This window comes from Roseibium aggregatum, assembly GCF_014692675.1.
Taxonomy (GTDB): Bacteria; Pseudomonadota; Alphaproteobacteria; order Rhizobiales; family Stappiaceae; genus Roseibium; species Roseibium aggregatum_C.
The window spans coordinates 32,574-58,135 of record NZ_JABFCZ010000014.1 but is presented as its reverse complement, the minus strand read 5'-3'; the positions used below and the strand labels follow the sequence as shown (position 1 = coordinate 58,135).

General features: G+C 62.2%; 27 protein-coding genes and 1 other RNA gene. 15 read left to right on the top strand and 13 right to left on the bottom strand.

Features of this window, described 5'->3' with window-relative positions; genetic code table 11:
* Window positions 1-77 precede the first annotated feature (77 nt).
* The 5 genes from HK439_RS13700 to ruvC all read right to left on the bottom strand — a co-directional run bounded on the left by HK439_RS13700 (window position 78) and on the right by ruvC (window position 4,690).
* On the bottom strand, window positions 78-2,195 hold the full coding sequence (locus HK439_RS13700) for a methyl-accepting chemotaxis protein (protein ID WP_209011803.1): 2,118 nt from the start codon (window positions 2,193-2,195) through the stop codon (window positions 78-80).
* Between the two features lie 87 nt (window positions 2,196-2,282).
* A complete protein-coding gene (ruvB, locus tag HK439_RS13695) occupies window positions 2,283-3,329 on the bottom strand; it encodes a Holliday junction branch migration DNA helicase RuvB (protein ID WP_190292076.1) in 1,047 nt (348 codons plus the stop codon).
* Window positions 3,322-3,564, bottom strand: a complete 243-nt coding sequence (locus tag HK439_RS13690) for an endonuclease (protein WP_190292075.1) — start codon at window positions 3,562-3,564, stop codon at window positions 3,322-3,324. The genes ruvB and HK439_RS13690 overlap by 8 nt, the downstream gene beginning before the upstream one ends.
* Entirely contained in the window at window positions 3,561-4,178 is a 618-nt protein-coding gene (gene ruvA / locus HK439_RS13685) for a Holliday junction branch migration protein RuvA (RefSeq protein WP_190292074.1), read from the bottom strand. Before ruvA ends, HK439_RS13690 begins: the two co-directional genes overlap by 4 nt.
* Window positions 4,175-4,690, bottom strand: a complete 516-nt coding sequence (ruvC, locus tag HK439_RS13680; RefSeq protein WP_190292073.1) for a crossover junction endodeoxyribonuclease RuvC — start codon at window positions 4,688-4,690, stop codon at window positions 4,175-4,177. Before ruvC ends, ruvA begins: the two co-directional genes overlap by 4 nt.
* 103 nt (window positions 4,691-4,793) lie before the next feature.
* Between ruvC and HK439_RS13675 the strand changes: the two genes are divergently transcribed.
* On the top strand, window positions 4,794-5,555 hold the full coding sequence (locus HK439_RS13675) for a sulfite exporter TauE/SafE family protein (RefSeq protein ID WP_190292072.1): 762 nt from the start codon (window positions 4,794-4,796) through the stop codon (window positions 5,553-5,555).
* A 55-nt stretch (window positions 5,556-5,610) separates the two neighbouring features.
* Here HK439_RS13675 and HK439_RS13670 read toward each other — a convergent pair whose 3' ends face one another.
* The 6 genes from HK439_RS13670 to HK439_RS13645 form a co-directional block, all read right to left on the bottom strand.
* Window positions 5,611-6,354 carry a YebC/PmpR family DNA-binding transcriptional regulator gene (locus HK439_RS13670; RefSeq protein ID WP_190292071.1) on the bottom strand — a complete coding sequence of 248 codons (744 nt, stop codon included), beginning with the start codon at window positions 6,352-6,354 and terminating at the stop codon, window positions 5,611-5,613.
* A gap of 110 nt (window positions 6,355-6,464) precedes the next feature.
* Entirely contained in the window at window positions 6,465-7,289 is an 825-nt protein-coding gene (locus tag HK439_RS13665) for a TIGR00282 family metallophosphoesterase (RefSeq protein WP_190292070.1), read from the bottom strand.
* Window positions 7,290-7,308: 19 nt separating this feature from the next.
* On the bottom strand, window positions 7,309-7,902 hold the full coding sequence (locus HK439_RS13660; protein WP_190292069.1) for a 5-formyltetrahydrofolate cyclo-ligase: 594 nt from the start codon (window positions 7,900-7,902) through the stop codon (window positions 7,309-7,311).
* Between the two features lie 39 nt (window positions 7,903-7,941).
* Window positions 7,942-8,099: non-coding RNA, 6S RNA (gene ssrS, locus HK439_RS13655), on the bottom strand.
* 96 nt (window positions 8,100-8,195) lie between these two features.
* Window positions 8,196-8,567: a cell division protein ZapA gene (locus tag HK439_RS13650; RefSeq protein WP_190292068.1), complete on the bottom strand. Its 372-nt coding sequence runs from the start codon at window positions 8,565-8,567 to the stop codon at window positions 8,196-8,198.
* A 6-nt stretch (window positions 8,568-8,573) separates the two neighbouring features.
* Entirely contained in the window at window positions 8,574-8,870 is a 297-nt protein-coding gene (locus HK439_RS13645) for a DUF4164 domain-containing protein (protein ID WP_190292067.1), read from the bottom strand.
* Between the two features lie 456 nt (window positions 8,871-9,326).
* Between HK439_RS13645 and tkt the strand changes: the two genes are divergently transcribed.
* The 11 genes from tkt to HK439_RS13590 all read left to right on the top strand — a co-directional run bounded on the left by tkt (window position 9,327) and on the right by HK439_RS13590 (window position 21,362).
* Window positions 9,327-11,318, top strand: coding sequence for a transketolase (gene tkt, locus HK439_RS13640; RefSeq protein WP_190292066.1), 1,992 nt, complete (start codon window positions 9,327-9,329; stop codon window positions 11,316-11,318).
* Between the two features lie 147 nt (window positions 11,319-11,465).
* Window positions 11,466-12,476, top strand: a complete 1,011-nt coding sequence (gap, locus tag HK439_RS13635; RefSeq protein ID WP_190292065.1) for a type I glyceraldehyde-3-phosphate dehydrogenase — start codon at window positions 11,466-11,468, stop codon at window positions 12,474-12,476.
* A gap of 264 nt (window positions 12,477-12,740) precedes the next feature.
* Window positions 12,741-13,934, top strand: coding sequence for a phosphoglycerate kinase (locus HK439_RS13630; protein WP_190292064.1), 1,194 nt, complete (start codon window positions 12,741-12,743; stop codon window positions 13,932-13,934).
* A gap of 256 nt (window positions 13,935-14,190) precedes the next feature.
* Window positions 14,191-15,258 carry a class II fructose-bisphosphate aldolase gene (gene fba / locus HK439_RS13625; protein ID WP_190292063.1) on the top strand — a complete coding sequence of 356 codons (1,068 nt, stop codon included), beginning with the start codon at window positions 14,191-14,193 and terminating at the stop codon, window positions 15,256-15,258.
* A gap of 141 nt (window positions 15,259-15,399) precedes the next feature.
* Window positions 15,400-16,041 (top strand): thiamine phosphate synthase, encoded by a 642-nt coding sequence (locus HK439_RS13620; RefSeq protein WP_209011802.1) that lies wholly within the window; start codon window positions 15,400-15,402, stop codon window positions 16,039-16,041.
* A gap of 17 nt (window positions 16,042-16,058) precedes the next feature.
* Window positions 16,059-17,216, top strand: coding sequence for a tetratricopeptide repeat protein (locus HK439_RS13615; RefSeq protein WP_209011801.1), 1,158 nt, complete (start codon window positions 16,059-16,061; stop codon window positions 17,214-17,216).
* A 143-nt stretch (window positions 17,217-17,359) separates the two neighbouring features.
* A complete protein-coding gene (gene efp, locus HK439_RS13610; RefSeq protein WP_190292061.1) occupies window positions 17,360-17,923 on the top strand; it encodes an elongation factor P in 564 nt (187 codons plus the stop codon).
* 69 nt (window positions 17,924-17,992) lie between these two features.
* Window positions 17,993-18,784 (top strand): inositol monophosphatase family protein, encoded by a 792-nt coding sequence (locus tag HK439_RS13605; protein WP_190292060.1) that lies wholly within the window; start codon window positions 17,993-17,995, stop codon window positions 18,782-18,784.
* A 232-nt stretch (window positions 18,785-19,016) separates the two neighbouring features.
* The gene (locus HK439_RS13600) at window positions 19,017-20,006 is read left to right on the top strand and encodes a flagellar motor protein MotA (RefSeq protein WP_190292059.1); all 990 of its coding nucleotides are present in this window, start codon (window positions 19,017-19,019) and stop codon (window positions 20,004-20,006) included.
* A 3-nt stretch (window positions 20,007-20,009) separates the two neighbouring features.
* Window positions 20,010-21,041 (top strand): peptidoglycan -binding protein, encoded by a 1,032-nt coding sequence (locus tag HK439_RS13595; RefSeq protein ID WP_190292058.1) that lies wholly within the window; start codon window positions 20,010-20,012, stop codon window positions 21,039-21,041.
* Window positions 21,042-21,113: 72 nt separating this feature from the next.
* Window positions 21,114-21,362, top strand: a complete 249-nt coding sequence (locus HK439_RS13590) for a DUF1272 domain-containing protein (RefSeq protein WP_190292057.1) — start codon at window positions 21,114-21,116, stop codon at window positions 21,360-21,362.
* Between the two features lie 78 nt (window positions 21,363-21,440).
* On the opposite strand, the gene HK439_RS13585 is transcribed toward HK439_RS13590, so the two are convergent.
* Window positions 21,441-22,217 (bottom strand): DUF1013 domain-containing protein, encoded by a 777-nt coding sequence (locus HK439_RS13585; protein ID WP_209011799.1) that lies wholly within the window; start codon window positions 22,215-22,217, stop codon window positions 21,441-21,443.
* 257 nt (window positions 22,218-22,474) lie between these two features.
* Between HK439_RS13585 and HK439_RS13580 the strand changes: the two genes are divergently transcribed.
* The gene (locus tag HK439_RS13580; protein WP_190292056.1) at window positions 22,475-23,221 is read left to right on the top strand and encodes an SDR family NAD(P)-dependent oxidoreductase; all 747 of its coding nucleotides are present in this window, start codon (window positions 22,475-22,477) and stop codon (window positions 23,219-23,221) included.
* A 15-nt stretch (window positions 23,222-23,236) separates the two neighbouring features.
* Here the strand turns inward: HK439_RS13580 and HK439_RS13575 are convergent, their stop codons facing one another.
* Window positions 23,237-24,238, bottom strand: coding sequence for an NAD(P)H-quinone oxidoreductase (locus HK439_RS13575; protein ID WP_190292055.1), 1,002 nt, complete (start codon window positions 24,236-24,238; stop codon window positions 23,237-23,239).
* Window positions 24,239-24,376: 138 nt separating this feature from the next.
* On the opposite strand from HK439_RS13575, the gene HK439_RS13570 reads away from it, so the two are divergent.
* Both HK439_RS13570 and HK439_RS13565 read left to right on the top strand, forming a co-directional pair.
* Window positions 24,377-24,583 (top strand): DUF1192 domain-containing protein, encoded by a 207-nt coding sequence (locus HK439_RS13570; RefSeq protein ID WP_190292054.1) that lies wholly within the window; start codon window positions 24,377-24,379, stop codon window positions 24,581-24,583.
* 412 nt (window positions 24,584-24,995) lie between these two features.
* On the top strand, window positions 24,996-25,535 hold the full coding sequence (locus HK439_RS13565; protein ID WP_190292053.1) for a DUF1465 family protein: 540 nt from the start codon (window positions 24,996-24,998) through the stop codon (window positions 25,533-25,535).
* Window positions 25,536-25,562 lie beyond the last annotated feature (27 nt).

The window sequence follows — 25,562 nt, the reverse complement described above, 5'->3', positions numbered from 1 at the left end:
TGAAGGGGCCCAAATAGCAGAAGGCTCCGCAGCGGACCAGAGCCGGCGGAGCCTTCCGTTTTGTAGTCCGATTTCGATCAGGCCGCGGCAACCTCGGCAAGGAAGGTTTCGACGGACTTCCTCAGTTGCTCTGCCTGCTGCTTCATTTCCAGCGTCGCTTCGCGCATCTGGCCGACCGATTTGGAGTTCTCCACCACATCGTCATTCAGCGAGGCGACGGCCTCGGACACGTTGCGCGTGCCTCCGGCCGCCTCGGTCACGTTCTGCGAGATCTCGGATGTTGCCGATCCCTGCTGCTGGACCGCCGAGGAAATGGTGGTCGTATAATTGTTCACTTCCTCGATCGAACTCGACACGTTCTGGATTTCCTGCACCGCATCGGTGGTCGATGCCTGGATCGCGGAAATCTGCGCCGAAATTTCTTCCGTCGCCTTCGCGGTCTGTTCGGCCAGCGATTTGACCTCCGACGCGACAACCGCAAATCCGCGGCCGGCTTCCCCGGCGCGCGCCGCCTCGATGGTCGCGTTCAGGGCGAGCAGGTTGGTCTGCTCGGCGATTTCCGAAATCAGCGACACCACGTCGCCGATCTTGTTCGCCGCCTCGGCCAGGCCCTCGATCTTCTGATTGGAGGTCTGGGCGCTCGTGGTGGTCTGGCCGACGATTTCGGCAGTCGTTGCCACCTGGCGGGAAATCTCTGCAATCGAGGCATTGAGCTCTTCCGTCGCCGAAGCGACCGCCTGCACGTTGGCCGACGCGCTTTCGGAATCGGCCACGGCCCCGGCCCCACGCTCGGCCGCAGCGGCGGACCGGTCGTTGAGCACATTGGACAGATCCTCGACGCGGCGGATGTTTTCCTCCACGACCTGAAGCACCTGCTGAGCCTCGGCACGGAACCCGCTGATCAGGGAATCGATCAGCTGTTCGCGCTTTTCGCGCGCGACATGGCCGACCTTGCGTTCTTCGGAGAGCCGCTCGCGCTCGATGGAATTGTCCTTGAAGATCTCGATGCAGCGGGCCATGTCGCCGATTTCGTCACCACGCTCGGTCGCATCGATATCGACCTGAAGTTCACCATCCGCGATCCTGCGGGCCGCGGAATTGAGCGTGTTGAGCGGCGCAAACATGCGCACGGTCAGCCACCAGATCAGGCCGACGACCGGCAGCATGCACAAGATGCCCGCCAGGATCACGCCATAGGTGATTTTGTTGGCCGCTGCTGAAAGCTCCGTCTGCGGCACGGCCTCGACCACCCCATAGGTATGGTCGTGAACCTGCGCTTCGGAGCGGAAGAAGCGATAGAGCGTATCGTCAAGCGACAGGAGGTCGGGACCGTTCTGCACATCCGCAAGCGCGAAGCTGCGAACCGCGGTGCCGTCGTCGCCGACTTCAATGACCGTTCCCTTGCTGTCGACAAGGAAGTTCGACTCATGCTCGCCGATCCCGGTCGGTTCGTTCAGCAGGGCGGCGAAGCGGTTCATGTTGACCGACAGGCCGACCGCGCCGAAATAACGATCCATGTAATAGATCGGCGCCGCTATCACCATGGCGACCTTGCCCATTTCCGACACGACAAACCCGGAGCTGTACATGGCTCCCTGCTTCAGGGTTTCATCGCCGGCCGCCGTAATGATCTGGTCGAGGGCCAGCTTGAAGGTGTTCTGCGCCAGTTCCGGTGCGGCGATGTTGCGCGCGAATTCGGATCCCTTGTTATAGGAATAGACGAAATCGCCATCCGGGCTCATGAGCGCGATATCGCTGAACAGGCCCTGGTTCACCACCTTCTTGAGCGCCTGATGCACGATCTCGTGGTTGGTGATGTAGTAATTGTCCGCGCCTTCCGGCTTCACCAGAAGGTATCTCTGGTCGGCCGGGTTCGGATTGTCATCGACGAAAACCTTGCGCAGGTCCTGCTTCTCGCCGTCCTCCAGGCTCTTCCAGCCGGCGTTGGCCTTCAGCAGCACGTCCTTGGCATCCTCCAGGGACACGAAAAAGCCCGCACTGTCGCGGATCTGCTCCAGCGCCAGTTCCAGAGTTTTCTGCTTTCCGAGTGTCGCGCTCTTGAGCGCGGCATTGGCCTGGGTGTTCGCGACACCGCTGGCGAGGTTGGATGTAACCAGCACAATCGCCAGACACATGACCGTCGTTCCGGCCAGGAACATCAAGGCGAGTTTTGTGGATAGGCGCTTACGAATCATCGGTTCCCCCGTATCGATGGGGGCGATAATTTGCGGAAGTTCGCAAACAAACCCTTAAGAACTAAGGATTTTTCACGAATTCAATCCTCAATTGCCGTCCGGATCGGCAAACAGGCCCAGTTGCGGCGCATCCTGCCGTTGCGGCACTTCCAGTCCCAGATGCCGGAACGCCTGCGGCGTCAGGACGCGCCCGCGCGGCGTGCGCTGCAGGAAGCCGTTCTGGATGAGATAGGGCTCGACGATTTCCTCGATCGCATCGCGCGGCTCCGACAGGGCTGCCGCAATGGTCTCGATCCCGACCGGCCCGCCCCCGAAATTCAGGGCGATCTGACTGAGGTAGCGCCGATCGAGGCTGTCCAGGCCGGCATTGTCCACTTCCAGCTGGGAAAGGGCCCGGTCGGCCATATCGCGATCGACCGTTTCCTTGCCGGCGACGACCGCGAAGTCGCGCACCCGGCGCAGCAGGCGTCCCGCGATCCGGGGCGTGCCCCGGGACCGCTTGGCGATTTCGTGTGCCCCGTCCGGGGCCATGCCGATCCCCAGAATCCGCGCGCCCCGATTGACGATGTGTTCCAGTTCCTCGACCGTATAGAACTGCAGCCGTACCGGAATACCGAAACGGTCCCGGAGCGGGGTCGTCAAAAGCCCCAGCCGCGTGGTCGCGGCCACAAGGGTAAATTTCGCCAGATCGATCTTGACCGACCGGGCCGCCGGCCCCTCGCCGATGATCAGGTCGAGCTGGTAATCCTCCATCGCCGGATAGAGCACTTCCTCGACCGCCGGGTTGAGCCGGTGGATTTCATCGATGAAGAGCACATCGCGCTCTTCCAGATTGGTCAGCAGTGCGGCCAGGTCGCCGGCCTTGGCGATCACAGGACCGGACGTGGCGCGGAAATTGACACCGAGTTCACGCGCCATGATCTGCGCCAGAGTGGTCTTGCCGAGCCCGGGAGGACCGACGAAAAGCACGTGGTCCAGCGCCTCGCTGCGCGCCTTTGCGGCTCCGATGAAGACCTTCAGGTTCGCCCGCGCCTGGGCCTGGCCGACGAAATCGTCGAGCACCTGCGGACGCATGGTGGCGTCGATTTCATCACCGCGGATCTCCGGCGTGACGATGCGGCTGTCCTCAGACATTGGCGGTCACCAGGATCAGCAGCGCCAACAGGAAGACCGAATAGGCGACCCTGAGGGCAAAGAATTTCCGGAACTGCCTGCGCACATAAGGGTCATCGGACTTAAGCTTCCGACCCTCGATCGCGTAGTCCCGGCCATCGACCGAAAGCGCAAACTTGTGATCGATGTACATCATCCCGCCAAGGCCGAGAATAAAGAACACAACGGCTATGACCGCGAAGATGGCAACGTTCATCCGGCAAGCTCCTTCAGTCCGAGACGGATCAGCGTCTCGGTGGTGGCATCCTCGCCGGCGGACTTCATCGCCCGGGCGACCGCGGCACTCGCCTGCGGCTGGCCATAGCCGAGATTGGTCAGGGCGGAAACGGCTTCCGCCACCGGCCGCGCGGCGACGTTTTCGGCAACCGTCTGCGACACCGCGATTGTATCCGCGTCCACGCTGGCAAAGCCCGGCGCCTTGTCCTTGAGTTCGGCCAGGATCCGCTCCGCCACCCGCTTGCCGACGCCGGGCGCGCGCGAAATGGTCGCCTTGTCGCCAAGCGCGATCGCATTGGCGATCTCACCGGCCTTCAATATCCCGAGAATGGCGAGCGCAACCTTGGCGCCCACGCCTTGCACCGTCATCAGCAGGCGGAACCACTCGCGCTCCCCGTCCTGGGAAAAGCCGTAAAGACGGATCATGTCCTCACGCACCAGGGTTTCGATGGCAAGGACGGCCGCTTCTCCGGGCCGCGGCAGGGTCTGCAGGATCCGCGAGGGACAGTGTACCTGGTAACCGACCCCGTGAACGTCGAGAATGACATAGTCCTCGCCGTAGCTGTCGATCATGCCCTTCAGCTTTCCGATCATGCCGCCCCCATCTGCGCCAGCCGCGCCGCCGGTGCGCCCCTGTGATGCGCATGGCAAATCGCAATCGCCAGGGCATCGGCCGCATCGTCCGTATCGAAGACAGCCCTGGGCATCAGCACCTTGACCATCGCCCGGATCTGTTCCTTTTCCGCGTGCCCCGTTCCGACCACGGTCTTCTTCACCAGGTTCGGCGCATATTCGGCGACACTGATGCCTGCAAGGGCCGGCACCAGCAGGGCGATCCCGCGCGCCTGGCCAAGCTTCAGCGTCGCCCCCGCATCCTTGTTGACGAACGTGTGTTCCACGGCCGCCTCGGCAGGGTTCTGCAGTTCCACGATCCGGGCGAGCCCGTCATGAAGCTGCACCAGCCGCTCTGCGAGGCCCTTTTTGTTGTCGGAGGTCACCGTGCCGGAAGCAACGAAGGTCAGCCGGTTGCCGAGCGCCTCGATCACGCCCCAGCCGGTTCGCCGCAAACCCGGGTCGATGCCGAGAACTCGAATCGGATGTGTCATGGAACAAAGCGGTAACAAAACTTCTGCGTTGACGCCAGTCAAAGCGGTCTTTAGGCAATGAACTCCGCTCGCTTTTCAACTTCCTTCGACCATCTGGGCAATCATGCAGGACATTTTGGGATCGTTCACGCCGGGGCTGCTGGCCTTCCTCGCCTGCGTGCTTTTCATCGCCGGCGCGGTCCGCGGCTTTTCCGGCTTCGGTGCCGCGATGATCTTCATGCCCGTCGCCACCAGCGTGGTCTATCCGCCGACCGCCGCCGCCAGCTTTCTCTTTCTGGACTTCTTCATCGGGCTGCCGCTGGTCTTCCGTGCGCTTCGCTTGTGCGACTGGCACACGGTCCTGCCAGCGGTCATCGCCTCCGTCATTTTCGTGCATGTCGGCGCCTGGTTCCTCGCCAACACCGACGTCCTCCTGCTGCGCTGGCTGATCTTCGCCATCGTCACCGGGGTTCTCGTGTTGCTGATCTCCGGCTGGCGCTATCACGGCAGGCCAAGCCTGCCGGTCTCCTTCGGAATCGGCGCAACGTCGGGCATTCTCGGCGGCGTCAGCCAGGTCTCGGGCCCGCCGGTCGTCGCCTTCTGGCTGTCGAGCGCCAAGGAACCGGCAATCGTCAGGGCCAACCTGATCGTGTATTTCACGCTCGCCAGCATCGGCACGATTTTCGCCTTTGCCCTGAACGGTTTCTTCACTGCGGAAGTCGGGCGTCTGATCATCGCCGGCATCCCGACCTATGCTCTCGGAATCTTCCTGGGGTCGCGCGGCTTCGGCAAGGCCGACCCGAAATATTACCGGGTCACCGCCTATGCCCTGATCGCCCTGGCGGCGATCACCAGCATGCCGTTGCTCGACGGCTTCCTGCGCTGAAAATGAAAAAGCAGGGCCGAAGCCCTGCTTTCAAATCCATCTGCCTTGATCCGGCTCAGGCCAGAGCGGCCATCGTCTCGTCGTCGATGTCGAAGTTCGAATAGACGTTCTGTACATCGTCGTCGTCTTCGAGCATGTCGATCAGCTTCATCAGCGTCTGGGCCTTGTCCGCGTCGACCGGCGTCAGGTTCTGCGGCTTCCAGATGATCTTGACCGAATCGGCCTCACCGAGGCTGCCTTCCAGCGCCGCAGACACATCGTTCAGATCTTCGAAGGCGGTGTAGATCGTGTGGCCTGTCTCGTCGGACTGGACGTCTTCCGCACCCGCATCGATCGCGGCTTCCAGAACCGCGTCCGCCTCGCCGGCTTCCGGCTTGTAGACGATCTCGCCGACCCGGTCGAACATGAAGGAGACCGAACCGGTTTCACCCAGCGACCCGCCGCATTTGGTGAAATAGGAGCGGATGTTGGATGCGGACCGGTTGCGGTTGTCGGTCAGCGCCTCGACCACGACGGCAACGCCCGCCGGGCCGTAGCCTTCGTAGCGGATCTCTTCATAGTTCTCGCTGTCGCCGGCCTGGGACTTGTTGATCGCCCGCTGGATATTGTCCTTGGGCATGGACTGGGCTTTGGCGTTCTGGACCGCCAGACGCAGGCGCGGGTTCGCATCCGGATCGGGATCGCCCATCTTTGCTGCGACGGTGATTTCCTTGGACAGCTTGGAAAACATCTTGGAGCGCACCGCATCCTGGCGGCCCTTGCGATGCATGATGTTCTTGAATTTTGAATGTCCTGCCATGGCTCTTCTCGGCTTCGTGCGGGTATCTTTTCGGAAAAATCTGGCACGCTTATAGGCAAAGCCGCCGGCAAAATCCAGCGAACGCATCATACAGGCCGGTTCAGACCAGTTCAGCCTTGCCAGAACGGCGGCAAAACCGGCTCCAGACGACCGCCCATCCGAACCGGTGCGACGGCCGTTGCCAGTCCGGTGGCATCGTCTGTTTCGACCGCGACGCCGCAGATCGTCGTCTCACCCGACGCAGGGGTGAACCGGCCACCGGGGATCTTGCGCAGGAACCGGTTGACCGGTTCTTCCTTGTCCATGCCGAGCACGCTGTCATAGGCGCCGCACATGCCCGCATCGGAAAGATAGGCGGTGCCGCCCTCCAGGATCTGGTGATCCGCGGTTGGCACGTGGGTATGGGTGCCGACGACGAGGCTGACCCGACCGTCGAGAAAATGGCCCATGGCCTGTTTCTCGCTGGTCGCTTCGGCGTGGACATCGACAATGATCGCATCCGCGACGTCGCCGAGGGGACAATCGTTCACCACCCGGTCGATCGCGTTGAACGGATCGTCCAGCGCATCCATGTAAATCCGGCCCATGACGTTTGCGACCATCACCCGGGCGCCGTTGCGCGCGGTATAAAGATGTGCGCCGCGCCCGGGCGTGCCGGACGGATAATTCACCGGCCTGAGCAGCCGGTCCTGCCGCTCGATATAAACAAGCGTATCGCGCTGGTCCCAGACATGATTTCCGGTCGTCACCACGTCGGCGCCGGCATCCAGGACATCCTGGAGGATCGCCTCGGTAATCCCGAAGCCGGACGCGGAGTTCTCGCCGTTGACCACGACGAAATCGAGACGGTGGTCCTCGACCATGCCGGGAAGCTGCTCGATTACGGCGGTTCGCCCGGTTCGGCCGACAAGATCGCCGAGAAATAAAAGCCTCATTCTGCCTCGCTGAGGGGTTTCAGGACCTGGGACAAGAAAAAGGCCGATAGCCGTTCTCGGTCAGGATGCCATCCAGGGGTTTGTCATGGGGTTCGGCCGGGACATGGTCGACTTCCTGCGTCTGAAACGCAAGTCCGATGCAGGTCACCGGTCCGTTCTTTTCCAGCGCGGCGATCGCTGTGTCGTAGTGCCCCTTGCCGTAGCCGATCCGGTTTCCGGCCTTGTCGAAGGCCGCAAGCGGCATCAGGAGGACATCGGGACGAAGTTCCGGCGAGGCGGCATCCGGCACCGTGGTTCCGAACCCGGCCGGCACCAGAACCGTCTCCCAGGTCAACTCGCGGAAGATCAGATGCGGCTTGGTGACCACGGGCAGACACAGGCGATGGCCCCTGGCCCGCAGCCGGTCGAGCAGCGGCCGCGGATCGATCTCGTCCCGGATCGGCCAGAAGCCGGAGACGACCGCACCCTCGGGGATCGGCAGGCTTTCCAAAGCGTCGACCAGGGCAAGCGACAGCTCGATCCGGCGCACCGGCTCCATTGCCGCACGCCGGGCAAGCGCTTGCCTGCGCAGGACGTCTTTCGCGGCGGCCAGGGAGGTGTCGGTCTGCGTCATGAAACTTGCACGGAAGATTGCAGGCTGCGGTGAAATAAGGGCGTAGCCGCGCGATCGTTGGAATATGCAATCCCGGAGAACCTACAGAGTAGGTGGGCGCCGTGATGCCACAGTCCACGGACCGAAGCAGTGACAGCTCCCGAAGGAATGCGTAAGGCCCCGGGGATAGTGTTTCCTGACGGATCGTGCAGCCACGCCTTCTCCATATAGCGGCGGCAACCGGACAATACCAGTCCGGTGAAGGATCGGATTTCAAATTGGATAGAAAAGGATCGCGCCGGTATGGGGCTCGCCTAATCGGCCTTCAGGCTCTTGGTCAGGCTCTCGGCCAGAACCTCGATCTTTTCCGCAGCCGTTGCGATCGCGGAAGCGGTTTCGCTTTCGCGCCGGTTGAGGGCATCGCGCGCAGCGCTGCCTGCGTCCTTTGCGGTGGCCAGTTCGGCCTCGAGGGCGGCCACCTTCTTTTCAAGTTCCACGAGTTGGTCCGTGGCCATGATCCCGGCCATGACGGTCAGGCGCTGATCGCCGATTTCGCCGAAGGCGCCGCGCAATTCGTTGATCCAGCCGTCGAACCGTTCCGCAAGACCGAGGAGCCGCTCCTCCTCGCCGTCGTCGCAGGCCATGCGGAACGAGCGGCCGTTGATGGTCACATTGATTTGCGCCATCCCCGGTCAGCCTCCATGTGCATCGAGCACGGTCCGGATCGATTCCATGGCCGAGACGAGACGACGCGAGACGTCCCGGTTTGCGTCTTCCAGGCGTGCGGCCCGGGCTTCCGCCTTGTCCAAACCGGCAGCGAGATGGGAACGATCCTCCCCCAGTCTTTGCAGATCTTCCTGCAGGGCATTGAGCGACCGGTCCGCGTCGATCCGGCGCTGAATGGAGACTTCAAGCCCGCCCAGCGCCTTTTCAAGACGCTTCAGGGCGGAATCGATCGTTCCACCAGCCTGTGATCCCGTGTCCGGCATTTCAATCTCTCTCACATGCGCCCGCAATTCACCGGCGCGGCATCATGCATCCACAATGAAAGAGTTATGGTCGAAATTAAGGCCGCATCCATAACACTCAATGGTTCAAGTTTCTTGCGAGCAAGCACGCACAATACTCTGAGACCATTGGAAACGGTCTCGTCACGCCCGATCCCGGTCAGAAGATTAGGCACCCGGCAACAACCCAGTCAATGCCGCCGGTGTCAGAATCCTCAATTCCCTTTGCAAACCGCTCCGCGGCAATCTGCCGTTTATTCGCGCCCGCCGTTTATTGACTCGTGCAGGGTTCCTGATATTTGTCGGGCGCCTTTCGATCCGGCGGCCCGAAAAACCCTGCAGCGCCCCGCCAGCAGGACCTGTTGCGGCGCCCGGAGCGAATCCGAAAAGGACCCTAGAATTCATCCGGCACGCGCCGTTGCAAGCTACGGAAACAAAATGACCGACCTTGAAAAACATCAGCGAATGGCAAACGCGATCCGCTTTCTTGCCATTGACGCCGTTGAAAAGGCGAAATCCGGCCACCCGGGCCTGCCGATGGGCGCAGCGGATATCGCGACCGTCCTTTTCACCGAGTTTTTGAAGTTCGATCCGACCGCTCCGAAATGGGCGGATCGTGACCGCTTCGTGCTGTCGGCCGGCCACGGCTCGATGCTGCTTTACAGCCTGCTTTACCTGCTCGGCTATGAAGACTTCACCCTGGACGAGTTGAAGAACTTCCGCCAGCTGGGCGCCCTGACGGCCGGTCATCCGGAATACGGTCACGGCGCAGGCATCGAGACGACCACCGGTCCGCTGGGCCAGGGCGTCGGCAATGCGGTCGGCATGGCCATCGCCGAACGGCTTCAGCAGGCCCGTTACGGTGACGACGTCGTCGATCATTACACCTACGTTCTCGCCGGCGACGGCTGTCTCATGGAAGGCATCAGCCAGGAAGCCCTCTCGCTTGCCGGCCACCTGAAGCTGAACAAGCTGATCCTGATCTGGGACAACAACGGCATCTCCATCGACGGCAGCGTTTCCCTGACCGACAGCACCGACCAGCTGGCGCGCTTTGCCGCTTCCGGCTGGAACACGCTGAGCGTCGACGGTCATGATCCGGCGGCCATTTCCGCGGTCCTGCGCCAGGCGCAGGCGAGCGACCGGCCGACGCTGATTGCCGCCAAGACCACGATCGGCTTCGGCGCTCCCAACAAGAGCGGCACCTCCGGCGTTCACGGATCTCCGCTCGGCGCCGACGAAATCGCGGCGACCCGCGAGGCGCTGAACTGGCCCTATGAGCCGTTCGAAGTCCCCAGCGACATTCTCGACGCCTGGCGGATTGCCGGGCTGCGCTCCCGCCAGGCGCACAAGGACTGGGAAAAGCGCTTTGCTGCACTGGATGCCGACACCCGCGCCGAGTTCGAACGGCGCAACCGCGGCGACCTGCCCGCCGCCTATGCCGCGGCCGTTCAGGACTACAAGAAGCAGATCGCCGAAGACCAGCCGACCATGGCGACCCGCAAGGCGTCCGAGGCCGTGCTTACCGTGCTGAACGAAGTCATTCCGGAAACCATCGGCGGATCCGCCGACCTGACCGGTTCCAACAACACCAAGACGCCGCAGACGGTGCCGATCACCCCGGACGACTTTACCGGCCGCTACATCCACTGGGGCGTGCGCGAACACGGCATGGCTGCGGCGATGAACGGTATGGCGCTGCACGGCGGACTGATTCCCTACTCCGGCGGTTTCCTGGTCTTTTCCGATTATTGCCGTCCTTCCTTGCGCCTGGCTGCCCTGATGAAGCAGCGCGTCATCCACGTCATGACCCATGATTCCATCGGGCTTGGCGAAGACGGGCCGACCCACCAGCCGGTGGAACACTATGCAGCCCTGCGCGCCATTCCGAACCTCTACTTCTTCCGCCCGGCGGACGTCACCGAGACGCTGGAATGCTGGCAGCTGGCGCTTGAAACCAGGGATGCTCCGTCGATCCTGGCCCTGACCCGCCAGAACCTTCCCGCACAGCGCAAGACCTACGAGGAAGCCAACCGCTGCGCCCGCGGCGCCTACGTGCTGATCGAGAGCGAGGAAGACGCCGCGGTCACGATTTTCGCTTCCGGTTCGGAAGTGGAAATCGCCACGGCCGCGCACGCGGCCCTGGCCGCAGAAGGCATCGCGGCCCGCGTCGTCTCGGTGCCGTGCTTCGAACTGTTCGAAGCCCAGTCGGACGACTACAAGGCGAACATCATCGGCACCAGCCCGGTCAAGATTGCCGTCGAAGCCGGCATCCGCATGGGATGGGACCGCTTCATCGGCATCGACGGCGACTTCATCGGCATGTCGAGCTTCGGCGCGAGCGCGCCCTACCAGGTTCTCTACGAGCACTTCGGCATCACCAGCGATGCCGTGGTGGCTGCGGCGAAAGGTAAACTCGCCGGGGCGTAAAGGAACACGCTAAAAGAAGGCTGCATGCCCTTCCCGCATGCAGCCGTTTGAGGCCCCGACCCCCAGGGCCTGGAATCAGGGAATGCCGCTGAAGGCGTTCAATCAGTCTGTGCAGAGGGGATGCACGACATTATCTGGGAGTGAAGTATGGTCACCAAGGTAGCAATCAACGGATTTGGCCGCATCGGCCGGAATGTTCTGCGGGGCATCGTGGAATCGGGCCGCACCGATATCGAAGTCGTCGGCATCAACGACCTGGGTCCGGTCGAAACCAACGCCCACCTGCTGCGCTACGATTCCGTGCATGGCCGTTTCCCCGCCGAAGTGACCGTTGACGGTGACACCATTTCGGTCGGCGGCGGCAATCCGATCAAGGTCACCGCGATCCGCGACCCGAAGGACCTGCCCTGGGGCGAGCTTGGTGTCGACGTCGCCATGGAATGCACCGGCATCTTCACCGCCCGCGACCAGGCCGCCATGCACCTCGACGCCGGCGCCAAGCGCGTTCTGGTGTCCGCACCGGCCTCCGGCGCCGACAAGACCATCGTCTTCGGCGTCAACCACGACACGCTGACCAAGGACGATCTCGTCGTCTCCAATGCGTCGTGCACCACCAACTGCCTGTCCCCGGTCGCCAAGGTCCTGCATGAGGCCATCGGCATCGAAAAGGGCATGATGACGACGATCCACTCCTACACCGGTGACCAGCCGACGCTGGACACCATGCACAAGGATCTCTACCGCGCCCGCGCTGCCGCCATGTCGATGATCCCGACCTCGACCGGCGCCGCAAAGGCCGTCGGCCTGGTCCTGCCGGAACTGAACGGCAAGCTCGACGGTTTCGCCATGCGCGTGCCGACGCCGAATGTCTCCGTCGTCGACCTGAAGTTCATCGCCAAGCGCGCAACCTCCGTCGATGAAATCAACGCCGCCATCAAGGCGGCCGCTGACGGCCCGCTGAAGGGCGTGCTCGGCTACACCGACGACAAGAACGTATCGATCGACTTCAACCACGATCCGCACTCGTCGATCTTCCACACCGACCAGACCAAGGTCATGGACGGCACCCTCGTTTCGGTGCTGTCCTGGTACGACAACGAATGGGGCTTCTCCAACCGCATGGCCGACACGGCCGTCGCAATGGCGAAGCTCATCTGATGCAGCGGACCGGATTGACATCCGATCTGTGAAAATCGAAGCGGATGCAGCCCGGCTGCATCCGCTTTTTCATGTTCCCGTGCTTGAACGTGTCGCAGTTATTTTGCGCTCCGCCTCCGCTATGATTTCCGCGGGAGCAGGCTTCCCGGCCGCATCACGATCACGCTATCCGGTATGGGGCCGGTATCGGGCCGGTATCGGGCCGGTATCGGGATTGCCCTGACGACACATTCTTCACGTCCTTGATTGGGGGGTTCAAGACATATGGCATTCAAGACACTCGATGATCTGACAGACATTTCCGGCAAGCGCGTCCTTATCCGCGTCGACCTCAACGTGCCCATGAAAGACGGCATGGTGACCGACACCACCCGGATCGAGCGTATCCTGCCGACCATCCGGGCGATCACCGCAAAGGGCGGCAAGGCGATCCTGCTGGCCCATTTCGGCCGTCCGAAGGGCGAACGGGTCGCCGACATGTCCCTGAAACCGGTCGCACGTCCGCTCGCCGAACTCCTCGGCCAGGCGGTCGACTTTGCCGACGACTGCATCGGCGCACCGGCTTCAGAAGCCGTCGGCAAGATGGTCGAGGGCGGTATCCTGCTTCTGGAAAACACCCGCTATCACAAGGGCGAGGAAAAGAACGATCCGGACTTCGCAAAGGCGCTGGCCGCCAATGGCGACATCTATGTCAACGACGCGTTTTCCGCCGCCCACCGGGCCCACGCCTCCACCGAAGGCCTTGCCCGCCTGTTGCCTGCCTATGCAGGCCTGACCATGCAGGCGGAGCTGGATGCGCTCGGCTCCGCGCTCGGCGACCCCAAGCGTCCGGTCCTTGCGGTAGTCGGCGGCGCCAAGGTGTCGTCCAAGATCGACCTTCTGGAAAACCTCGTTTCCAAAGTCGACATGCTGGTGATCGGCGGCGGCATGGCCAATACGTTCCTTGCGGCAAAGGGCATCGATGTCGGCAAGTCGCTGTGCGAACACGATCTGGCGGACACGGCCCGCACGATCATGGCCACCGCCGAAAAGGCCGGCTGCGAGATCGTCCTGCCCGTAGACGCGGTCGTCGCGAAGGAGTTCAAGGCCGGCGCCGACAACGACACCGTCACCCTCGACGCGATTCCCGCCGACGGCATGATCCTCGACGTGGGGCCTGCCTCGATCGCCAAGGTCAACGAAAAGATCGATCAGGCCTCCACTCTTGTCTGGAACGGTCCGCTCGGCGCCTTTGAAATCGCGCCCTTCGACAAGGCGACGGTGGCTGCCGCACAGCATGCCGCCGAACGCACCAAACAGGGCAAGCTCAATTCCGTCGCAGGCGGCGGCGATACGGTGGCAGCCCTGAACCATGCCAAGGTCGGGTCCGACTTCTCCTATGTTTCCACGGCAGGCGGCGCCTTCCTGGAATGGCTGGAAGGCAAGGAGCTTCCCGGTGTGAAGGCGCTCGAAGCCTGATCATCGGCTTTACAGTAAAAACGCGCGGCGGGAAGGCTGCGCGTTTTCTTCTTTCAAGATTTATTTCGGATACTAAATTAAAGCTGTCCCAAAGTTCTGGCCTTTGCTGACAATTTAAACGATTTAATCGTCTTTCGGCGACTTCCAAAACCGGCAGTTTTTGCTAGAACCGCGTCAACTTGATGCATCGCGCCAACAAATGGCCGCGACCATATCGGATAATTACGATTTAAACGCCGGATTACGGGAGACTTTCATGGCTCGCATTACCCTTCGCCAACTGCTGGATCACGCTGCTGAGCATGATTACGGGGTTCCTGCGTTCAACATCAACAACATGGAACAGGCGCTCGCCATCATGGCGGCGGCCGACAAGACGTCCGCTCCCGTCATCATCCAGGCGTCCCGCGGTGCCCGCGCCTATGCCAACGACGTCATGCTGAAGTACATGATGGACGCCGTCTGCGAAATCTACCCGCACATTCCGGTGTGCGTGCACCTCGACCACGGCAACGAGCCGGGAACCTGCATGACCGCGATCCAGGCAGGCTTCACCTCCGTCATGATGGACGGTTCTCTGGAAGCCGACGGCAAGACCCCGGCCGACTGGGACTACAACGTCGGTGTCACCGGCAAGGTGACCGACATGGCCCATCTCGGCGGCATCTCCGTGGAAGGCGAACTCGGCGTCCTCGGTTCCCTTGAAACCGGCATGGGCGACAAGGAAGACGGTCATGGCGCCGAAGGAAAGCTCTCCCACGACCAGCTCCTGACCGATCCGGAAGAAGCGGTGAAATTCGTGCAGGCGACCAAGGTCGATGCCCTTGCCATCGCCATGGGCACCTCCCACGGCGCCTACAAGTTCACCCGCAAGCCGGACGGCGACATCCTCGCCATGCATGTGATCGAGGAAATTCACCGCCGCCTGCCGGACACCCACCTGGTGATGCACGGCTCGTCCTCCGTGCCGCAGGACCTTCAGGACATCATCAACCAGTTTGGCGGCGAGATGCCCCAGACCTGGGGCGTGCCGGTCGAGGAAATCCAGCGCGGCATCAAGAACGGCGTGCGCAAGATCAACATCGACACGGACAACCGCATGGCCATGACCGGCCAGATCCGCAAGGTGCTGGCCGAAAACCCGGGCGAATTCGATCCGCGCAAGTATCTGAAGCCGGCCCGCGACGCGATGGAAAAGCTCTGCATCGCCCGCCTGGAGGCCTTCAACACCGCCGGTCAGGCCCCCAAGATCGGCCGCATCGCAACGCTTGCCGAAATGGCCGCCCGCTACAAGGACGGCAGCCTGGATCCGAAGATCGGCTGACGGAAACGCTTTTTCCGGCTTAAATTGAAGACACATTTCTTGAAAGAGGGGCCTTGCGTCCCTCTTTCGCCGTCTTTAGGGACAAGAAACCGGACAGGCGCATGATGCGCCGTCGTTTGATTTGCAAGAATGGATTTCATCTTGAATCGCCCCCGCCTTTTTCTTGTCACGCCACCGGCGTTCGATCCCGCCAGGCTCGCCAAAGACCTTGCGGACGCCTTCAAGGGCGGCGACATCGCCTGCGTCCTGATCTACATGCCCGATGCTGACGGCAAGGCGCTTCAGGAAGCAGCACAGGTTTTGGTTCCCGTCGTCCAGGCAGGCGGCGCGGCAGCGCTTGTCTACCGCGACACCCAGGTTGCCGGGCGCAGCGGCGCGGACGGCGTTCATATCGATACGTCGCTGGAAGACGTCAAACTCGCGGTCGAAAGCCTCCAGCCTGCGAAGATCGTCGGCGCAGGCGGCACCAAACTGAAACACGAAGACATGGAATGGGCCGAGACCGGGATCGACTACCTGTTCTTCGGCCGCCTGGATCTGGAGGAAAAGCCGGAACCCCATGCCAAGACGCTGGCCAAGGCGGAATGGTGGTCGGAACTGTTCGAAACGCCCTGCGTCGCTCTCGGCGGCAACACCATCGCCTCGGTCGAGGCGGCGGCGGCGACCGGCGCGGATTTCGTCGCATTGAAGGACGCGGTCTGGCAGAATCCGGGCGGACCGGCTGCCGCCGTGGCCGGGGCCAATGCCATCCTGGAAAGCCACCCCTTTGAGGACACCGACTGAGGAACGAGGTCGACCCCATGGAAGTGATCCGCAAAAACCTGCGCAAGTGGCTGGCCGGGGCACTCTCCTCCCTCATTCCGGCCACCCTCATTCTGGCCGGAGCCTGCCAGATCGGTATGGTTTCCCGGTCCCTTGCCCAGACCAAGCCGCAATCCGCACCCGTTCCCGCGCCGCCCGCCGCCCCCCTGCCCCAGGCTGTGCCCGAGGGGGCCGGGACGGTTGACCAGACGCTCGAGACGGAGAAACCGGCAGCACTTGTCAGCACCATTGACGTGCAACCTCCCCTGCCGGCGGAAGGAACCAGTATCACGCAGGACTATGTCTACAGCCTGTTCCAGCGCGGCTGGTATCTGTCGACGCTCGCCGCGGCGACACCCTTGGCCGAAGAGGGCAACACGGCGGCTCAGACCCTGATCGGCGTTCTGTTCGAAACCGGGCTCGGCATCCCCCAGGACAAGGAGAAGGCAGCCCAGTGGTACGAACTGGCCGCCGCCAAGAACGACCCGCACGCGGCCTACAGGCTTGCGCAGCTCTATCTGCTCGGCACCGGCGTCAGCCAAGACAAGAAGCGGGCGGCCGATCTGTTCGAGATCGCCGCCAAGGCCGGCAACCCGGAAGCCAAGTACAATCTCGCCCTGATCTACCAGGAAGGAGAGGGACGGCCGCACGACGAGGACAAGGCGCGCGCGCTCCTCAAGGAAGCGGCCGAGCTCAATGACCCGCAGGCCCAATACGTGCTCGGCCTGTCCTATCTGGAAGGGACCGGCGGCCTCAGCGATCCGCGCCAGGGCGCCTTCTGGCTTGGCCGGGCGGCACGGCGCGGCAACACCTCGGCCCAAGTCTACTACGGCATCCTGCGGTTTCAGGGCAAAGGCGTCGAGCCGGACGAAAAGGAAGCCGCCGACTGGTTCGAGCGCGCAGCGAAGGCCGGCAACCCGGTCGCCATGAACAGGCTGGCCCGCGTCTATGCCTATGGCAGGGGCCGGCAACAGGACCCGGTCGCCGCCGCCGCATGGCACTATGCTGCGCGCGCGCTCGGGGTCTCGGACCTGAAGCTGGACGGCTTTGTCGCCACCTTGAACAGCGACCTTTTGGCGGAGGCGAAGAAACGGGCCGAGCAGTATACGGCGACCGTTTTTGCCCCTTCCGAGGACCCGTCGCGCACATCGCCCTGAGTGCGGTAACACTTTTCGGCTTTTTTCCTTGAATCTGCGCCGCATTTGTGGTCGACAGGCGCCACATCGGGTTCGCGCATGGGGAAAGTCTTCCCGTCCCTGCACCCGCTTTGTCTCAAACAGTCAATTCAATCGGTCGTTCCATGAAAATCAACGGTAACGAAATCAAGCCTGGCAACGTTCTCCAGCATCAGGACACGCTCTGGGCGGTCGTGAAGGTCGATCACGTCAAGCCGGGCAAGGGCGGCGCCTTTGCCCAGGTCGAGATGAAAAACCTTATCGACGGACGCAAGCTCAACGAACGCTTCCGCTCCGAAGACAAGGTCGAGCGTGTTCGCCTGGAGCAGAAGGACTTCCAGTACCTGTACACCCAGGAAGACATGCTGATCTTCATGGACACCGAAACCTACGAGCAGCTTGAACTCCAGGCGGATTTCGTCGGCGACCGCGCAGCCTTCCTCCAGGACGGCATGATGGTGACCGTGGAAATGCACGAGGAACGCCCGATCGGCATCACCCTGCCCCAGCATGTCACCCTCGAGATCGCCGAGGCCGACGCCGTGGTCAAGGGACAGACCCAGTCCTCGTCCTACAAGCCGGCCATCATGGAAAACGGCGTCCGCGTCATGGTTCCCCCGTTCATCACGGCGGGTGAAAAGATCATCGTCGACACCGGCACGCTGGAATACGTCCGCCGCGCCGACTAAACTTCCCCAATCAGCACTCCGGCGCGCCTGTCATCCGGGCGCGCCTCATAACAAGCGACAAAAAAGAAAATGGCTCGCACCGCCCTCCTCAACGTAATGGTTCAGGCCGCCATGAAGGCAGGCCGCGGCCTTGTTCGCGATTTCGGCGAAGTGGAAAATCTCCAGGTGTCCCGGAAAGGTCCGGGAGATTTCGTCTCCGCTGCCGACCGCCGGGCGGAAGAGATCATCCGCTCCGAACTCACGAAAGCCCGCCCGGCCTTCGGTCTGGTGATGGAGGAAAGCGGCGAGGTCGAGGGCACCGACGGCCAGCACCGCTGGCATGTGGATCCCCTGGACGGCACCACGAACTTTCTCCACGGGATTCCGATTTTCGCCACTTCGATTGCGCTGGAACGCCAGGGCCAGATCGTCGCCGGCGTGATCTACAATCCGGTCATGGACGAGCTCTACACCGCCGAACGCGGCCGGGGCGCCTTCCTGAACGACCGCCGCCTGCGGGTCGCCGGCCGCATGGAGCTGCCCGACATGGTGTTCGCCACCGGCCTGCCCTTCATCGGCAAGGGCGACCATGGCCGCACCCTGAAGGAACTGCGCTACATCATGCCGGAAGTCGCCGGCATCCGCCGCTGCGGCGCCGCCGCTCTCGACCTGGCCTGGACGGCGTCCGGCCGTTTCGACGGCTATTGGGAACGCAATCTCAATTCCTGGGACATTGCCGCCGGCATTCTCATGGTGAAGGAAGCGGGCGGTTACGTCTCCGACCTGTCCGGCAAGGACAAGATGCTGGACACCGGCGATGTGGTCGCGGGCAACGAATATGCCCAGAAACATCTTCTGCGGCTGTTGAAGAACGTCGACTGACCGGGCTTTCGCCCGCATCTCAGGCTTTTAAAGTACCGAAACTTCCCCGTTCCCCTGCGGCGGTGGAGCGTTTTGCCGTGGCGCAAACGACCTGTGGCAGACGTTGCCTCAGAAGGGGCACAATCAGGCGTGAATGGTAATAAGCGTTGCCCGCGAACGATTAACGGTTTTCAATCCCCGGGAAATCACGTTATCAATCGTTTACCAATAACAGGCGGCTATTCAGCGACCGATGGCAAGAGACTTCGATCCCTACAGTCTGTCCAGTCCCCGGGCATACCTGTCATTCATGATCATCTTCCTGGTGATCGTTGCGTTCATAGGTTTCATTCTCCACCGGCAAATCACGGTTGCATTCATGAGCAACCCCGGCCTGAACGGCCTGATTGTCCTGGTGGGCCTGTTCGGCATCCTGCTCCTGTTCGGCAGGGTGATCCGGCTGTTTCCCGAAATTTCCTGGGTGAACAGCTTCCGCGTCGGCGATCCCGGCCTAGATACCAGGGCGCCCGTCCTGCTGGCGCCCATGGCGACGCTTCTGGGCAACAAGGTCGGCGAAATGGCGCTGACCCCGATGACCGCCCGCTCGATCCTGGATTCCATCGGCATGCGCCTGGAGGAATCGCGCGAGATTTCCCGCTACCTGACCGGCCTGCTGGTCTTCCTCGGCCTGCTCGGCACCTTCTGGGGCCTGTTGCAGACCGTCAGCGCGGTGGGCGCGACCATCCAGTCGCTCGATGTCGGCTCCGGCGATGCCAATGTGATCTTCGAGGATCTGAAGGCCGGGCTTGAAGCGCCGCTTTCAGGCATGGGCACGGCCTTTTCCTCATCCCTTTTCGGCCTGACCGGGTCTCTGGTTCTGGGCTTTCTCGATCTGCAGGCAGGACAGGCGCAGAACCGGTTCTACAACGAGCTGGAAGACTGGCTGTCGACCGTGACCGACATCGAACCGGAAGATTCCTCGATCCTCGTCGCCCCCAGCGACAACACCGAGCGCATCCAGGCCTCCATCGCCCAGTTGCAGAAGACGGTCGAGGAAGGGGGCAGCAAGAAAGCTTCCCAGGCCATGGCCAACCTCGCCGAGGGCATCCAGGGCCTGGTCAAGCACGTGCGCTCCGAGCAGCAGATGATGCGCGACTGGGCGGAGAACCAGGGCGAGCAGCAAAAGCGGATCGAAGCGCTTCTGTCCTCGATTTCGGCGGCCTTCGACCGCGCGAAGGACTAAGCCATGGCAAGCCTGCGTGCCAGACGCCGCGCCTCGGGGACAGATTACTGGCCCGGCTTCGTCGATGCGATGGCAACGCTCCTGCTCGTCATCATCTTCCTCTTGTCGATCTTCATGCTGGCGCAGTTTTTCCTGAGCCAGCAGCTGTCCGGACGCGACACGGTGCTGAACCGGCTGAACGCGCAGATCAGCGAACTGACCGAACTGCTTGCCCTTGAACGGGCAAACAGCAGCGAACTGAACGATACGATTACCGGCCTGCGCGCCAACCTCGGCGACGCGAATGCGGAAAAGGACCGGCTGCTCGGCCTGCTGAACAGCTCGTCCGGCGAGGCGGAAGCCGCCGGCGGCCGCGCGGCACACCTTGAGACCATGCTCGACGAGGAAAAGCAGGTCAGCCAGCGGGCGCTGGCCCAGGTCGAGCTCCTCAACCAGCAGATTTCCGCCCTGCGCCGACAGATCGCGGCTGCGAACGCCGCCCTCGATGCGGCGGAAGCCAAGGAAAGCGAAAGCCAGGCGAAGATCGCAAGCCTCGGCCGGCGCCTGAACGCCGCCCTGGTCCAGAGGGTCCAGGAACTGTCCCGCTACCGCTCCGACTTCTTCGGCCGCCTGCGCGAGATCCTGTCGCAACGCTCCGATATCCGGGTCGTCGGCGACCGCTTCGTCTTCCAGTCGGAAGTCCTGTTTTCCTCCGGGTCGGATGAGATCAATCCGGACGGCAAGGGCGAACTCGACAAGCTCGCCGAGGCGATCCAGGAACTCAGCCTGCAGATCCCAGACGAGATCAACTGGGTGCTGCGGGTCGACGGCCATACCGATTCCCGCCCGCTCTCGGGAACGGGGCGGTTCCGCAACAACTGGGAACTGTCGGCCGCCCGCGCGATTTCCGTGGTCCGCTACCTGATCGAACGCGGCGTCGATCCCAAGCGCCTGGTGGCGGCCGGTTTTGGCGAATACCAGCCGCTGGAGGAAGGCGACAGCCCGGAAACGCTCGCCCGCAACCGGCGCATCGAACTCAAGCTGACCGAACGCTGAGCCGGTACGCCCGTTTGCGTCTTCTCTTCACCGGGTTACAATTTCTCAGATGATCAACCGGGAGAGCCAGCCATGCTAGACCTGCGCCCGAATTGCGAATGCTGTGACAGGGACCTGCCGCCGGAGGCCCCGGACGCCATGATCTGTACGTTCGAATGCACCTTCTGCCGGACTTGCGCGGAACAGGTACTGAAGGGCCGGTGCCCGAACTGCGGCGGCAACCTGGTTGCCCGGCCAATCCGGCCGGCCGAAAAACTGCTGCGCTATCCGGCCTCCACAAAACGGGTTCTGAAACCGGAAGGCTGCGCGGCGGCGGGCTGACGGGCAAATAAAAAAGGCCGCCGCAGGAAGCGGCAGCCCGTTTTCGTCACGACAAGCGGAAAGACAAGAGCCAGCTGATCAGGCCTTGCCGTCGTCCTCATCATCGTCTTCATTGCCGGTGTCGTCGTTGCCCGCGTCGCCTTTGCCCGCGTCGTCGCCCTTGAGCGAATTCAGCTTCGCAAAGACGGCATCCGCATCGAATTCCTCTTCCTCTTCGCGTTCAACCGGCTTGCGGGTATCCATGGAGAAGGCAGCTGCGAGCGCTTCTTCGCTGGTGGATTCTTCCACCGGCATCAGCGTCTCGACAACTTCGCCTTCCGGACGCGGCGGCGCGTTCTTGGCGGCCTTTTCCACTTCCATGTCGAGTTCAAGCTGGCTGCACAGGCCAAGGGTGACCGGATCGGAGGGAACCAGGTTGGCCGAGTTCCAGTGTGTCCGGTCGCGGATGGCCGCGATCGTCGGCTTGGTGGTGCCGACCAGGCGCATGATCTGGGCGTCCTTGAGTTCGGGATGATTGCGCACCAGCCACAGGATCGCGTTCGGGCGGTCCTGGCGGCGGGACACCGGCGTGTAGCGCGGTCCCTTGCGCTTGGCTTCCGGCACGACGACCTTCGAGCCCTGCAGCTTCAGCTGATGGTTCGGATCGTTCTGTGCCTTTTCCACTTCTTCCCGGGTCAGCTGCCCGGTCAGGATCGGGTCGAGACCCTTGATGCCCTGTGCGGCCTCGCCGTCGGCAATGGCCTTCACCTCGAGCGGGTGCAGTTTGCAGAAATTCGCAATCTGGGTGAAGCTCAAGGATGTGTTGTCGACGAGCCAGACGGCGGTTGCCTTCGGCATCAGCGGCGTGTTCGCCATCGGTAAATTCCTCCTGTCGGCTCCCTCGCCCGGCGGGGCGAAAAAGCAGTGGTCCATTTGAATTGAATGGGAATTGGCCGTGAATATAAGGCGACCGGAGGTTAAAAGCAAATCCGTCATGAGCCGGATGAAAGATCCATAAAAAGCAGGACGTTATTGCGGATTTTCGACCTTGAATGCCGATACGGCGGCCGTACGATGGCCGCAGGAATAACGGGTTGCGGCCATCGCACGGCAACCGGATCGGGAGGATCACAATGAAAACAGCGCTTGTTACGGGCGCCGCGCGCGGTATCGGACTGGCCACGACACAGCTCCTTATGGACAAGGGCTGGCAGGTCGTCATGGTGGACATCGACGGCGAGGAACTGATGAAGGCCGCCGCGCCGCTTGAAAACGTCCAGGCCATCGTGATGGACGTCTCCGATCCGGAACAGGTCGAGCGCTGTTTTAGCGACGTGACGAAAACCTACGGCCGGCTCGAAGGACTGGTAAACAACGCCGGCGTCGCCGACTTCGGCCCGATCAGGGAGACCACCTTCGACCGCTGGCGCACGGTCATGAAGACCAACCTAGACGGCGTGTTCCTGATGACCCAGGCGGCAACGGACCTGCTGATTGCCGGCAAGGGCGCAATCGTGAACATCGCCTCGATCTCGGGCCTGCGCGCCAGCACCCTGCGCGTCGCCTATGGCACCTCGAAGGCCGCGGTCATACAGCTCACCCTGCAGCAGGCCGCGGAACTCGGCGAATTCGGCATTCGCGCCAACGTCGTGGCGCCCGGACCGGTGAACACCAAGCTGGCGCTTGCCGTGCACACCCAGGAAATCCGGGAAGCCTATCACGACGCCATTCCCCTCAACCGCTACGGCACGGAGAAGGAAATCGGCAACGCCATCGTGTTCCTCCTGTCGGAGGAGGCGAGCTACATCACCGGCCAGTTGCTGTGCGCGGACGGCGGCTTCGAGGCCACCGGTATCGGCCTGCCCGCGCTCAGACGATGACTGCCCGCGGCTGGATCATTTCACCTCGAGCATGATCTTGCCGATATGGCCGGAGCTTTCCATCCGCCGGTGGGCTTCGGCCGCCTCAAGCAGCGGGAAGGTGGAATCCATCACCGGACCGATCTTTCCGGCCTCGATCAGCGGCCAGACTTTCTCTTTCAGGTTCTGCGCGATCGCGGCCTTGAAGGCATTGTCGCGCGGACGCAGGGTCGAGCCGGTGTGGACGAGCCGCTTCATCATCAGCCGGCCGAAATTCACGTTCTCGGAAATCCCGCCCAAAGTGGCGATCTGGCAGATACGGCCTTCCACGGCGGCCACGATCCAGTTTTTCTCCACATAGTCGCCGCCGACCATGTCCAGGATGACATGGACGCCGTCGCCTCCGGTCAGGTCCTTGATGACCTCGACGAAATCTTCGGCTTTGTAGTTGATGACGTGATCGGCGCCGAGCGCCCGGACGGCTTCCGCCTTTGTCTCAGAGCCGACGGTGGTGAACACTTCCGATCCGAACGCCTTGGCAAGCTGAATGGCCGTCGTGCCGATCCCCGACGTGCCGCCGTGAACCAGAAACCGCTCGCCGGGTTTCAGGCCGACCCGGTCGAACACGTTGCTCCAGACCGTGAAATAGGTCTCCGGCAGAGCGGCCGCTTGCAGCATCGACAATCCGTTCGGTACGGGAAGGGCATGGGCTTCGGGCACCTTGCAGAATTGTGCGTAACCGCCGCCGGGCGCGAGCGCCGTCACCTTGTCACCGATCTCGTGCATCGCGGCGCCCTCGCCCCGCGCCACGACCGTCCCGGCCACTTCCAGGCCCGGAAGGTCCGATGCCCCCTTGGGCGGCGGATAGGCGCCCTTGCGCTGCTGCACGTCGGGACGGTTCACACCCGCCGCTTCCACCTTGATCAGGATTTCCCCTTCAGCCGGTTCCGGCAGCGGACGTTCTTCGGGCACCAGAACGTCCGGACCGCCCGGTTCGGAAATCGCCATGGCGGTCATTTTTACCGGTAGATCGGTCATGCTCAATCTCCTTGGATCACGGTCTCATAAACGTCCTTTGGGGTTTATCCCGCCCGGCCAAAGCTGACAATGTCGGTTTTGGAAGATAAAATTCTTCTCTTCCAACGATGGCCGCAGCCGGCGGAAAGGAGCAGCAGCATGAGCCTTTTTGACGACGACACCCCGAAGAAACCGCAGGGAACCCAGATCATTGTGGGGCAGGACCTCAGCACTTTATCGGAATCGGAGCTGGCCGAGCGGATTAGCGAACTGGAACAGGAAATAATTCGGACAAAAGAGACTTTGTCCAACCGTAGTAATATTCGCAATGAGGCGGAGTCTTTATTCGGAAAACCAAGTACGTAATTATTATGAGAATTTTCTCTTTAATACAAAACAGTCCTACTTTGGGTCACTTGAATAGGTAAAAATTTAGTCGTTTACTCCTTATTAATCTTTCCAAAGTATAAACAGTGTTATCCAGTCATCTGGATCTTGAGTGGCTCCTGTCCACTCTGTTTGACGCCTCCCTGTTAAAGACTCAGAGCCGCTCTGCTGCGGCTCTTTTTTTTGGTCAAGCCACAGGCTATCATCGTCGTTAACTGCTGCCTGCAGGTTTGGGGGGGCCGTTTGGCATGGGTGTTGCAACGATTTCCGGCAGAAGCCCGAATCGTCTCGAAGTGAAACAGTTCCGCTTTGAGACGCTTCTTTCCGGAAAGTCGTTTCCCGAAAGGGCACACGGGCAGGCGAAGTAGAAGTAACAAAGGCGTACCGATCGATGACGGATGAGACCCCCACCCGCAACACCGCGCCCGAAATGGTGCATATTGCCAACCGGCTCGCATCTTCCGACAATTTCCAAAGCCTGTTTGAAGAAGGCATGTCCCTGGTCGAGGAAACCGCGCTCTACCTGGATGGCGACGGCCGCGCCGAGGCAAAGCTGCTGCCGCGCCCCGCATCGCTCGCCTATGCAACCGAATCCATGCGGCTGACCACGCGCCTGATGCAGCTGGCATCGTGGCTGCTCCTGCAGCGCGCCGTCAACGAGGGCGAAATGTCCCGCGAGCAGGCCGGCAGCGACAAGAACCGGGTTCGCCTGGAAAAGCTCAGCAGCCCGGTCGACAGCCCGTCATGGGCCGACATGCCGGAAACCCTGAGGGATCTCGTCAGCCGCTCCGTCCGGCTCCAGGAACGCATCGTCCATCTCGATCAGATGCTGTACCGCAAAAGCGATCAGAACGACGCGGACGAAACCCCGTCCAACCCGGTCGAGGCCCATTTGAACAAGCTGCACGCCGCCTTCGGAAAAATGGGCTGAGGGCGCGCAACCGGCCAGGGGCCATAT